Raw genomic sequence first — 11,604 nt, forward strand, 5'->3', positions numbered from 1 at the left:
AGTACTTAATTGCTAATGGCTAATTGCTAATTGTCAATTGCCATTAGCGATTAGCTGGATGTAAAACGTCTGCCATTAAGGCAGCTTGAACCGTTTGACCGAGTGATTCAGCTAGAGGCTTAGCGGTTTCTAAGTCAGCCAAAGGTTCCATTGGAATCAGGATGCTAACAGCAGTCCAAGGCAAGCGGTGGCGTTGCAACTGAGCCATTTGATCCGCCCAGAACCAAGTACTGGGTGCAGGGTTACCCCCTCCAGGCCAAGCGTACCACTGTAGAACAGCGAAGGTTTGCTGCTGAGTCCAACCGCGAAAGAAACGGGCTTCCACTTTGGCATCTGCTGACGACGTAGAACTGGATTTTACAGTAAACGGCAACTGGCGGTATGAGTCTGTATCCCAGCTAAACTGAAACCGACGATTAGAATTCTTATCTGTTTGCGAAAGCTTCCTATACTGAAACTCCCTTGCCATAAAGCCGTTAACATCCATCCACTCTACCTCTGGCTGATCCTTTTGACTGATTTGAGGTAAAAGCAGTAAAGTTACCTGACTCTTTTCATCCCCCTGGAGTTCCTGAATAGACCATTTATGGCCGCCAATGGTTTCGACCTGCTGTTGTTTAGTTTGCCATCCGGGAAGCGCTAGCCCATTCTGTCGTAAGCTTTTGAGTTGTTTGAAGTTGGTAACTTGTGGAGGATTTACCCAAGCCCAATTTCCGCTCAAGTAACTGGGAACTGCTCCAATTGCAATCAGCACGATGAGAAAACACAGCAAGACGACTTGGGAAACTGGAAGGTGCAATAACTTGGGCAGTCTCATGCTTCATCCTTGAGAGGTTCATCTGGGATAAATTTTTCGATGGCATTTAGTAGAAGCACGATTAAACCCAACATACAGGCAGAATAAACGTCACCGCCCCACCCTTCGTGCAGCCACTCAAAAGCGTGGTCTTGACCTGTGCCATGAAAGAAAGTCAGCAGGGTATTGCGGACGATATTACCACTGACGCTGATGGCGATCGCACCAACTAACAACAACATTGTCGTCCGGCGAGAAATCCATGCACCAGTCCAGTACAGCAACAACATAGCTACATAAAGACTGGTGAACAACATCTTAAGCCCCGCACAAAAAGGCGCAACTTCCACAATTCGTCCACCGACGTACAAGTAAATTTGCTCGACGGTGACATTCATCCCAAATTGATTCAGAATAAAGCCAGCTGTCCCAGCAATAAATTCCTGTAAGGGCAAGGTATAGGGAGCAAGCAGGTAGGGAATTTGGGTTGGTGTTGCTAGAAAGATGAACAACAGTGGGAAACTTTGAAGTTTCAAGCCTGGTACTCCTTTCAGCCACAGGCAAAGCCCGGTTAATACAGCCGGAAAAGATAAATTTACCAGGTCAGGTATCCTACTGAGATACAATGCTCCTCCCAATCCCAGCAATGCGGCACCGAAGAGATTATTTTTGTCTGGCAATTGTTGCCACTGCTGTCGTTGCGTCCAGATAATATAGGCGGCGAAAGGTAAACCGATTAGACCGTGGCTGTAATATTCATGTTCAATGCTGATGTTTTTGTGCAGCCAGCCATCGTACCAGTACCAGATTAGGGGAGCGTACAATATCACCAGTAGACCGATGATGGCTGTCTCTACTAAGTAGCGTTCGATGGCAATGGGATTTTTTCGTTCAATGTGCATGATTTTACTTTGTTAGTTATTTTCTTTTTTTTTAACGCAAAAAATGCAAAGTTATTCTCTGCCTACCTTTGCATTTTTTGCGTTAAAATTCATGATTTTTTCTAAACACAGAGGCTGTGCAAGGCATCAACGACTTGATGGATTTGGGTGTCGCTTATGCCGGGATACATGGGTAAGGATAAAATTTCTTGGGCTAGGGTTTCGGCTTGGGGGAAGTCTCCCATGCGATAACCCAAATTCTCAAAGGCTGGTTGAAGATGGCAGGGTATGGGGTAGTGGATTCCAGTTTGAATGCCGATGGCTGCTAGTTTGTCTTGGATGGTTTGCCTGTCGAGGGGGCAGGGTTCGGTAATCCGGACGACGTAAAGGTGATAAATGTGACCTTTGCCGCTTTGGTTTTGCATGGGGAAAATTCCCATGCTACGCAGTGGTTCCAGTAAGGTGTCGTATTTGGCAGCAGCTTGGTTGCGTGAGGAGTTCCAGTCGGCAAGATGGGGGAGTTTGATGTTGAGTACGGCTGCTTGTAGGGTATCGAGCCGGCTATTGGTTCCCGGTTCGGTGTGATAATATTTGCGGGGGGAACCGTAGTTGCGGAGACTTCGCATTTTCTGCGCCACTGCTTCATCGTTAGTAATAACCATGCCTCCATCCCCCAATGCGCCTAAGTTTTTACTGGGGTAGAAGCTAAAGGCTGCTGCTTTGCCAACGGAACCACCGCGATAACCTTCTCTTTCAGCTAGGTGTGCTTGGGCTGCGTCTTCAAATACGATTAGGTTATGGGCATCGGCAAAGTCTAGCAATTGGCGCGGCGATACCATTTGTCCGTAGAGATGTACAGGAATTATTGCCTTGGTTTGGGGAGTAATGGCTTTTTCTGCGGCTTTGAGGTCAATTAAGGCGGTTTGGGGGTCGCAATCAACTAAAATCGGTTTGGCACCAGCGCGGATAACGCCAATCAAGGTGGCGATGAAGGTGTTGGTAGGTAAGATTACTTCGTCACCAGTACCAATGCCACAGGCTTCTAATCCGAGAGCGATCGCATCTGTTCCCGAAGCTACCCCAATACCATAAGATACTCCGCTGTGTGACGCAAACGCCGCCTCAAACTCAGCTACAGCCTTACCTAGTATAAAATCTCCCCGCTGGATTACACCCCGCACTGCCTCTTCCATCTGAGTTTGAATTGGCTGGTGCTGAAGCTGAAGATCCACAAAGGGAATTGTTGTAGTTGTAATGTTCATGGCGTTGGGGAATTAATGTTAGGGGTAGTTCTAGAAACAATTTTCCTGAAGATCCCTGATAATCTGCCATACTAATGCGTTTGGCTGTATCTATAGCGCTTGTTGAGCGGAAGGCTTACTTTTTTAGAGTAAGTTTTTTACTGTTTGCTCAGCTAAATACCAGTTTAAGCCATACTCCTACTTCATAAATGAAGATAAAGTAAAGCTTTTTACATTGACAAGATTAACCAAATCAGCATTAAATCATCTCAACTAATTTTAATCAATATTTATTTTCGAGGTATTTAAAGATATTTTCCAAATATAAAAAGGGCTAATTAGACTATTAGTAAGAAGCTCCATCTGACAAGCTGCTATAAGATCGTCTTTTATTGCCATTTTGTATTTTATTGAATGGAATAATATTTTACGAATATCGTTAAGCATATAGGCAAAAAAAGCTAGAGGTCTTTGCCAAGGTTTAACGCTGAGCATCCGAGTCCGGTGGCGACTCAAACCAATGCCGCGACATAGTTTGATGAGATATTCTTTCTCTAAACGCCAGTGAGGTATGCGATGGTAAAGACACATTTGGGGGTTATACCAAATTTCCCATCCAGCTTGTTGAATATGTAACAGCGCTTCCAAATCTTCTCCGGCAAGCATACTATCTCCAATTCGCCCATGAAGAATAAACTCCTGGGGAACATTTTCCAGCCAAGCTTGGCGACGTACAACTAATCCAGCCCCAGGCGGCAATAACTTTTTGTGTGGTTCGTATAGCAGAGCATTTGCACCTCTGTCAGTTACTGCCAGTAGTGGCGCAATTCTCTCAAAGTTTTCTGGGGGTGTAATTTCAAATTCGCCATAAATGCGGCTGCCATAACCGCCAACTTTCGGGCGATCACGCCCAAAATTGTAGGCTCCCCAAACCCATGTCGGTGTCGGTAAGTTATCGTCATCCAGAAACCCAACAAATGTGCCTTTGGCTTCTTGGACTGCACGTTGGCGGGCAAAAGCTAATCCTTGGCGGGGTTCAAAACAATACTTCAAAGGAAAAACTTCTATCCAGTTGGATTGGTAGTCTTTAACGACTTTTGCTGTATTGTCAGTGCTGTTATTGTCAATAACCAGAATTTCCCAGATAAAGTTCTGGGTGTGAGTTTGCGATCGCAATCTGTCCAGAACTTCCGGTAAGCGGGTTTCCCCGTTATAGGTCGGGATGGCGACTGTAAAATCAACTAACATCCTCTTTCAGAAAATCTCATATAAGGGGTCTTCCTTCAGAGGTATTACATCCCTCTGCTGGGTGATGTTCCTCTATGTCTCTAAGTATGCCCGAAAATAATGGTTAAAGTAGCAACCCGATGAGTAAAAATCTAGCAATGCAAATTGCCAACATTGTAGACAATTGCTGCCCCCCGCCCAGGAAACCGCAGTAACTTAAAACAAATCTTAAATATCTTTAGACAGCACTTCTCAATTTCAAAGATCAATCGCGATCGCCATCGGTCGCAAATCGACCCTCAAAATGTGGCTGGGAGGTTGAAGGAAATTGATGCCACGATTAAACTGAGTCTTGTTATTCACCTAGAGGCGTTAGGTAAGCTTAGGGTATGCTTCGGACGCGACACGTTTAACCGAGTGTAACTGGACTGATGGCGGCGGAAATTCCAGATTGCGATCGCCAGAACTGCACAAGCGATCGCAGTACGATTCATCACAATCCCTCTATGGCAACTTATGGCGAGATAATCGCACCATTAAACTCAGTAAAGCGGGCAGCATCAGCTAATCATCTGGGTGAGGGTGTCTGTTGAAAACCCTAAAACTAAACCATGAGCATTCAGGTGGAAACGACTGTAAATAGTATTCTCTCCGTTTTGCAGCTTCCGATGCAGCAGGTAGAAGAAATTGTTGCCCTTGCACATAGGATTCTAGAAAATAATTTGCTTCCTCAGCAATTTAACCTACAGCCTAAGCGAATTGTTGGCTTAATCTTTGAACAGCCTAGTCATCGAACTAAAAATTCCTTTTCTTCAGCAGCTATGTGGCTGGGTGCTAATATTCTTGATTTATCCGACAGCTACAGAGATAGCCGCTTAAGGGGTGAATCTCTCAGTGATTTTTGCCATACAGCTGAATGTTATGTCGATTGTTTAGTGGTTCGTTCTTCCAACTCGGAATTAATTACCCAAATCAACGAACTGGTAAAAATTCCGGTCATCAATGCTGGAAATGGCCATAACGAACATCCGACTCAGGCTATAGCAGATTTTTCCGTAATCCAGAAGAATTGTCCTGACCTCAAAAATTTAAAAATATCTTTGATTGGTTGCTTACAAACAAGCCGTTGTGCTAATTCACTTGCTTTATTGTTAGCACCATTGCAACCTAGAATTTTGATGATTTGTCCCAGTGAGTTAGCACTGAAGCAAGAATATCAATCCATTGCCCAAAATCGCGGTGCTACATTTCAGCACAGCCTTAGCCTGTCAGATGCACTAAATGATGACGTACTATATTTTACTGGCGGTACATTCTTAGAGGATTTCACCGATATTTCAGAATATGAACGCTATCATCAATGGTTTACCTTCCCATTGGCATTTCTCAAGGATTTGTCACCCCAAGCAACGATCCTTCACCCTTTACCTCGTGGGTGTGAGTTGTCAAGTGATGTAGATAATGACAGGCGAGTAGGCATATTCGATCAGGTACGCCACGGGCTTGCGGTTCGCAAAGCGATTCTTGCTAATTTGCTGGGCGCGATGCCATAAAAAAATCGCATTGAAGAGAATTGAATTGCGTGATTTGGATGGCTCACCCGCGCGCCGAAAGCACTTCACCAAACTTTATTCAAATTCAACTCAAATCCTGGCAACACATCCTCGCCAGATACAGTTGTGGGAGAGTGGAACACCTGTACATTTTGCCCTGGACGATAAATTTCCACTTGCTTAGTTTTCGGGTCAATCAGCCATCCTAAGCGAACGCCGTTGTCAATATATTCCTGCATCTTTTCTTGCAGCTTTTTGAGAGAATCACTACTAGAGCGCAATTCCACCACAAAATCAGGGGAAAGGTGGGAAAACTCTCGCTGCTCCTCTTCAGTCAGAGCTTCCCACCGCTCATTACTCACCCAGCTGGCATCCGGCGACTTGACAGCTCCATTAAGCAGGGTAAACCCGGTTGAGGACTCAAAAGTTACACCCAAGCCCGTCTCTCGATTCCACAGCCAAAGTTCGCCATAAAGGTCGCCGTTCCGCTTGCCTGTCCAGGGAGTTGTTGGGGGCATGAAAATGACTTCTCCAGTAGCTGCGCGTTCCATTCGCAAGTCTTGATTCGCTTGACAAAGTTCAACAAACCCCTCAGATGTCAGGTGGGGAATATTCAGCGTGATGGCGTTCATAGGCTTTCCGGGTTATGCCTGAGTCTGTGAACTCAATTATAAAGGTTGCACAATTTCAGATAACAGTCTCGCCAGGGAGATGCGATCGCATTTTCACTTCATTCATCAAGCAAAAGTGCGATCGCACTTTGAATTTTTGAACCGCTCTTTAGATGCAAAGGACAAGGCAGAAAGAAAAAAGAGGCGCGATCACATCTGCAACTTATCCCGCACAGTTTGAGGAAGAGTTCAGTGCGATCGCGTTTTTAATGACCTAGCAGTTTATCTCGCAGATGCTTGATGCGATCGCGATATTTCGCCGCTTCCTCAAATTGCAAATTTTTTGCCGCATCTTTCATCTGTGCTTCCAGTTGAGTAATCAACTCTGGAATATTCTCTAAAGGCAAATCGTCCGCCTGTTCGTAAATTTCTTCCAACTGTTGAGAATTCAGCCGCCGCGAGACATCTAGGTAAGCCAGAATTGAGTTATTGACTTTTTTGATAATCGGTTGGGGTGTAATATTGTGCATTCGATTGTACGCACTCTGAATTCCCCGCCGCCGATCAGTTTCGTCAATGGCTTTCATCATGCTATCGGTGAAATTATCAGCATAGAGAATAGCTTGACCCCGGACGTGACGCGCCGCACGACCAATAGTTTGAATAAGCGATCGCTCTGCGCGTAAGAAACCCTCTTTATCAGCATCCAAAATCGCTACCAGAGAGACTTCTGGCAAATCCAAACCCTCTCGCAGCAAGTTAACCCCAATCAGCACATCAAACTTACCCTCTCGCAAATCCTGCAAGATTTCGATCCGCTCAATTGAGTTAATCTCCGAGTGCAAATATCTTACCCGAATCCCCCGATCTTGCAGATACTCCGTCAAATCTTCCGCCATCCGCTTAGTTAAAGTGGTGACTAACACCCGTTCGCGCTTGTCAATCCGATCTTTAATCTCACCCAGCAAATCGTCAATTTGTCCTTCCGTTGGACGCACAAAAATTTCTGGATCGAGTACGCCAGTCGGACGGATCACCTGTTGTACTACCCGATCCTCTGACTGTTCCATCTCCCAGTTACCGGGAGTCGCAGAAACAAAAATACACTGATTCACCTTCTCCCAGAACTCCTCTGACTTCAGGGGACGGTTATCAGCAGCGCTGGGGAGGCGAAAACCATGCTCAATCAGCACCTTTTTTCGTGCTTGGTCGCCATTGTACATCCCCCGGATTTGCGGGACGCTAACGTGAGATTCATCCACCACCAACAGCCAGTCTTTGGGAAAATAATCAATCAAAGACTCTGGCGGTTCTCCCGCACGACGACCTGCTAAATGTCGGGAGTAGTTCTCAACGCCGTTGCAATATCCTACTTCCCGTAACATTTCCAAATCGTAGCGAGTGCGCTGATCTAATCGTTGCGCCTCTAGTAATTTCCCGGCTTTTTCTAATTCTTCCAGCCGATCCTTGAGTTCTTGTTCAATATCGTTGCAAGCTGCTTCGAGTCTGTCTTCTGGGGTGACAAAGTGACGCGCTGGATATACATTCAAAGCATCCATGCTCTGAAGAATTTCGCCTGTCACCGGGTCAACGTAGCGAATCGCATCAATCTCATCCCCAAAAAATTCTACCCGGATAATTCGGTCTTCGTAAGCGGGGCCAATTTCCAAGACATCACCCCGAACGCGGAAACGTCCTCGTCCGATTTCCATGTCGTTGCGACTGTATTGCACTGAGGCTAAGTCTCGCAACAACTCGCGTTGATTGACTTCCATTCCCATTTTTAGGGGAATCGCGGCTTTCAGGTATTCCGAGGGAATCCCCAAACCATAAATACAGCTGATGGAAGCAACGACGATAACATCTCGGCGTTCAAAAAGCGATCGCGTCGCCGAATGTCGCAGCATATCAATCTCGTCGTTGATCGCCGCACTCTTCTCTATATATGTGTCGGTTACGGGAATATATGCTTCTGGCTGATAGTAGTCGTAGTAACTGACGAAATACTCCACCGCGTTATGGGGAAAGAATTCCCGCAACTCATTACACAGTTGTGCGGCTAAGGTTTTGTTGTGCGCCAGCACTAGCGTTGGCTTGGCTACTTTGTCAATAACCGCTGCTACTGAGAATGTTTTTCCGGTTCCCGTCGCTCCCAGTAGGGTTTGGAAGCGATCGCCTCTTTGTACGCCTTGAGTCAGTTGCGCGATCGCTTGCGGCTGATCGCCTGTCGGTTTAAAGGGAGCTTCCAGACAAAATTGCGCCATACAGTGTTAAAAAAATCACTTTTTGTGCAAAGGGAGTCTTAGCGATCGCTAGACACCACTCTCTTATGGTAGCTATTTGCTCAGTCGATGCTGGGAAGTGGAAGGGACTGGGGATTAGGAACTGGGGACTGGGGATTGGGAAAAAGCCTTACTTCCTCACCAATTCCTCATCCTCAGTCCTTTTTTAATAATTTTTTACCATTGATATTTTCTATGTACAACCATCAAAATATCTATAGTTTTCTATGTTTTTTTAAATTAAACTCAGATTAACAGGATGAATCCAAACTTCGGAATTTTTCTACATTATTGGCGCAGTCACTTAACAATTGAGAGGCGTGGAATCATGAGCATTACCAGCACTGCTAAAGTGAAAAATCCTACCCAACCTAAGATTGCCAATCCTAAACTTAACGAAGAAACCACAGTTCAAGTCGATAATGTTAAAATTCAGGAAAGCCAAAATCTGAATAGAGACAATAAGACGAAAGTCATTCCTTTACCCGCGTCAGGCGAATCCTCAGATTCCAATCACCTAACAATTCCAGGTAACTTTCAAATTTCTGACACAATTAATCTGGCGGGTATTCGTCCAATTGCTTCCAGCGATTTGCGAGTTCTTGAAACAGTCAATCTGGCGGGAGTTCGTCCAATTGCGTCAAGTAACCTGCAAGTTTCTGAAACCATCTCCTTGATGGGACGTCCAATTACCTCCAGTAACCTGCAAGTTTCTGAAACGATTTTAATGTCTGGTCTTCGTCCAATCGCTTCAAACTATAGCGAGGATGACATTCTTATTGGTTATCTGGATTAAACCAGAAAGTAATAGTTACCTCTTTAAAAACCCGGTTTGCTAAAGAAACCGGGTTTTTAATATCTACAATTGAATAATTATGCAGACGCTGCTGTGTGAGAATTGAGCTGACATCTATCTTGGGAAATATTAATTAATCAGCCTTTGAGCATATATAAAGAGTAAGAAATATTGATCCCCACCTAGTATGTCTGGCGACAGAAGGCTATGTAAAAATTTTCAGATACATTTAATACATAAGCAAAAAGATAGCGGTGTAAAATCAACGCATCTTCAAATAAAAGCTGTAAAAAAAAATAGGGAGAAGGAAAATGAGTGTAGAAGATAGAGCAAAAGCAACTGGCAAAAATATTGAAGGGAAAGCCCAAGAAGCACTAGGCAATATCACTGGCGATCCAGAAGATAAAGCCGAAGGTAAATCTAAGCAAGCTGAGGCTGAAGTTCGCCACACTGGTGAAGACCTCAAAGATAAAGCTAAAGATCTGATCGACCGGGCGTAAGTCTTACTGATGCAGGGTTTAGGTAGCTGCAAAATTATCTAAGCCCTGCAACAGGATTACCGCCAAGAAAACAACCGATAATTCTTTTAAAACAGCCATTTTTTTTGAGGACAAGCCTATGAATTTATTTCAAAAAAGCCGAAATTTTTTGACTGCATTAGCCTTGGTATTGGTTCTTACCATTACCACTTCTTGTGCTGGTGCAACTCAGGCTAAGCAACCAACTTTACCATCTGCTGCTAATAGCCAAGCCAGTTATCAACTGTTAGAACGCGGTAGCACAGCAGCAGGCCAAGATTTCGGAAATTGGGTTGTGCAGACTGCTAAAGGATTGGTTAATGATGCTTACGTGCGAGATAACAACAAATTAGGAGTTGTAATTTCGCCGCAAGTGCGTCCAAATGAAGTTAAGGATTTATCCAAGTCTTTAGTTCAAGGATTCCACAAGAATTTCCCAAACCAAGATTTAACTGTGTTGATGTATGCCCCTGATAAAAAACTGATTTTGACTGCAAAATATGACGTTCAGTCAAAGCAGATTCAGTATCAAGGCGCATAGTCTAACAGGACATCAAAAACCATCCTTATAGACGCTATAAACCGCGTCTCGACTCAAAATTTAATAAGTTTTTTCGTGATTGAACCAGGAGATAACAAAAATGACCAGCAGCGAACAATATAAGCGTCAAGTAATGAACGATTTAGCTGGGGGTAACAGCGAATCTCTTGAAGATGCTCCTAGCGATCCAACAAAGGATTACCAAAGTTTTGATGATTTTGCTCAACGTTCCTCAAGAGATGAGCGTCGTCAACTGTTCGGACGTTCCCTGCATCCAAACAGCATTCCACCAGCGCAGATGGAACCCGAACTGCAAAAAGCGATCGCGCAAATTAAACCCAACGAACGCGATGATGTAGCCAAGGAATTCTTCAAGCATTTGAAGCAAAGGGGATTAAGCGATCGCCAACTTGAGCAACAGTTGGGACTCTCTACCCATAACCCCAAGCACATGAGTGCTGATGATGTCAGCAAACTGGCTTCCTTTACCTATCACAGCCACCCGGATATCTTCCAAGAAGTGTTAGCAGATCAGCCTGCGGTTGTCAAGTTTTTGAGCAATCCAATGGTTGCAGCCGTCTTTGGTATTGTGGCTGCTAAGTGGCTAAGCGATCGCAAGCACTAAAGCAATCTAAAACTGAATTAAACGTTGGTTGTTGAAACTTAGGCGATCCGGAAGCGATCGCCTTTTTTTGTTTATTATAAATCTTTCATAGTGCCAGTTTAATCTCGGAAGATTCTCCCAAAGCTTCATTTACTACAATCAACTTTCCCTGATTATCGGCTCCTAATTGTTGATTTGCATTAAGTAGTTCAATTCCATAAATAGTGCCGTCTGGCGCTATATCCACATTCATTTCATCACTTACCTGGATGGTTTCTACCTGTACTATTTTTTCTTGTAGGTAGATATAAGCAATGTTGTATCTTGGATCGTAAGTAAGTTTCATAAAATAACGCAAGTTGTTAGTTCTAAATATAGACAGTTTTATTCCTCCTAACCCCCTGAAAAAGCGATGCTGGAACTCGGAGGGAATCTCCTTTATTAGGAAGCATCAAGACGGTGGGAAGATTCAAAATCCCCCTTTTTAAGGGTAGGGCTGTTTTATTCTGCCCTCACCCGCCAGGGACTTAAGTCCCTGGCTAATAGCCCAAGTC

General features: G+C 44.5%; 13 protein-coding genes. 6 read left to right on the plus strand and 7 right to left on the minus strand.

Going from position 1 to position 11,604, the window contains the following annotated elements; genetic code table 11:
• Positions 1-43 precede the first annotated feature (43 nt).
• The 4 genes from NDI42_RS00990 to hpsE all read right to left on the minus strand — a co-directional run bounded on the left by NDI42_RS00990 (position 44) and on the right by hpsE (position 4,166).
• Entirely contained in the window at positions 44-817 is a 774-nt protein-coding gene (locus NDI42_RS00990) for a cyanoexosortase B system-associated protein (protein ID WP_190454222.1), read from the minus strand.
• Positions 814-1,698 (minus strand): cyanoexosortase B, encoded by an 885-nt coding sequence (gene crtB / locus NDI42_RS00995; protein ID WP_190454225.1) that lies wholly within the window; start codon positions 1,696-1,698, stop codon positions 814-816. The genes NDI42_RS00990 and crtB overlap by 4 nt, the downstream gene beginning before the upstream one ends.
• 101 nt (positions 1,699-1,799) lie before the next feature.
• Complete coding sequence (locus NDI42_RS01000) at positions 1,800-2,939, minus strand: DegT/DnrJ/EryC1/StrS family aminotransferase (RefSeq protein ID WP_190454229.1); 1,140 nt, start codon at positions 2,937-2,939, stop codon at positions 1,800-1,802.
• Between the two features lie 258 nt (positions 2,940-3,197).
• The gene (gene hpsE / locus NDI42_RS01005; protein ID WP_190454232.1) at positions 3,198-4,166 is read right to left on the minus strand and encodes a hormogonium polysaccharide biosynthesis glycosyltransferase HpsE; all 969 of its coding nucleotides are present in this window, start codon (positions 4,164-4,166) and stop codon (positions 3,198-3,200) included.
• A 410-nt stretch (positions 4,167-4,576) separates the two neighbouring features.
• On the opposite strand from hpsE, the gene NDI42_RS01010 reads away from it, so the two are divergent.
• Positions 4,577-4,738 (plus strand): hypothetical protein, encoded by a 162-nt coding sequence (locus NDI42_RS01010; protein ID WP_190454234.1) that lies wholly within the window; start codon positions 4,577-4,579, stop codon positions 4,736-4,738.
• 18 nt (positions 4,739-4,756) lie between these two features.
• On the plus strand, positions 4,757-5,698 hold the full coding sequence (locus NDI42_RS01015) for an aspartate carbamoyltransferase (RefSeq protein WP_190454238.1): 942 nt from the start codon (positions 4,757-4,759) through the stop codon (positions 5,696-5,698).
• A gap of 65 nt (positions 5,699-5,763) precedes the next feature.
• Here the strand turns inward: NDI42_RS01015 and NDI42_RS01020 are convergent, their stop codons facing one another.
• The gene (locus NDI42_RS01020; protein ID WP_190454240.1) at positions 5,764-6,330 is read right to left on the minus strand and encodes a Uma2 family endonuclease; all 567 of its coding nucleotides are present in this window, start codon (positions 6,328-6,330) and stop codon (positions 5,764-5,766) included.
• A 245-nt stretch (positions 6,331-6,575) separates the two neighbouring features.
• Complete coding sequence (gene uvrB / locus NDI42_RS01025) at positions 6,576-8,573, minus strand: excinuclease ABC subunit UvrB (protein WP_190454243.1); 1,998 nt, start codon at positions 8,571-8,573, stop codon at positions 6,576-6,578.
• A 346-nt stretch (positions 8,574-8,919) separates the two neighbouring features.
• Between uvrB and NDI42_RS01030 the strand changes: the two genes are divergently transcribed.
• From NDI42_RS01030 to NDI42_RS01045, 4 genes are all read left to right on the plus strand, one after another.
• Positions 8,920-9,387, plus strand: coding sequence for a hypothetical protein (locus NDI42_RS01030; RefSeq protein WP_190454247.1), 468 nt, complete (start codon positions 8,920-8,922; stop codon positions 9,385-9,387).
• 311 nt (positions 9,388-9,698) lie between these two features.
• Positions 9,699-9,887 carry a CsbD family protein gene (locus NDI42_RS01035; protein ID WP_190454249.1) on the plus strand — a complete coding sequence of 63 codons (189 nt, stop codon included), beginning with the start codon at positions 9,699-9,701 and terminating at the stop codon, positions 9,885-9,887.
• A gap of 118 nt (positions 9,888-10,005) precedes the next feature.
• A complete protein-coding gene (locus NDI42_RS01040; protein ID WP_190454251.1) occupies positions 10,006-10,446 on the plus strand; it encodes a hypothetical protein in 441 nt (146 codons plus the stop codon).
• 100 nt (positions 10,447-10,546) lie between these two features.
• Positions 10,547-11,071 carry a hypothetical protein gene (locus NDI42_RS01045; protein ID WP_190454254.1) on the plus strand — a complete coding sequence of 175 codons (525 nt, stop codon included), beginning with the start codon at positions 10,547-10,549 and terminating at the stop codon, positions 11,069-11,071.
• An 85-nt stretch (positions 11,072-11,156) separates the two neighbouring features.
• On the opposite strand, the gene NDI42_RS01050 is transcribed toward NDI42_RS01045, so the two are convergent.
• Entirely contained in the window at positions 11,157-11,396 is a 240-nt protein-coding gene (locus NDI42_RS01050; protein WP_190454257.1) for a DUF2283 domain-containing protein, read from the minus strand.
• Positions 11,397-11,604: the final 208 nt, after the last annotated feature.

The sequence above is a fragment of the Funiculus sociatus GB2-C1 genome (genome assembly GCF_039962115.1).
Taxonomy (GTDB): domain Bacteria; phylum Cyanobacteriota; class Cyanobacteriia; order Cyanobacteriales; family FACHB-T130; genus Funiculus; species Funiculus sociatus.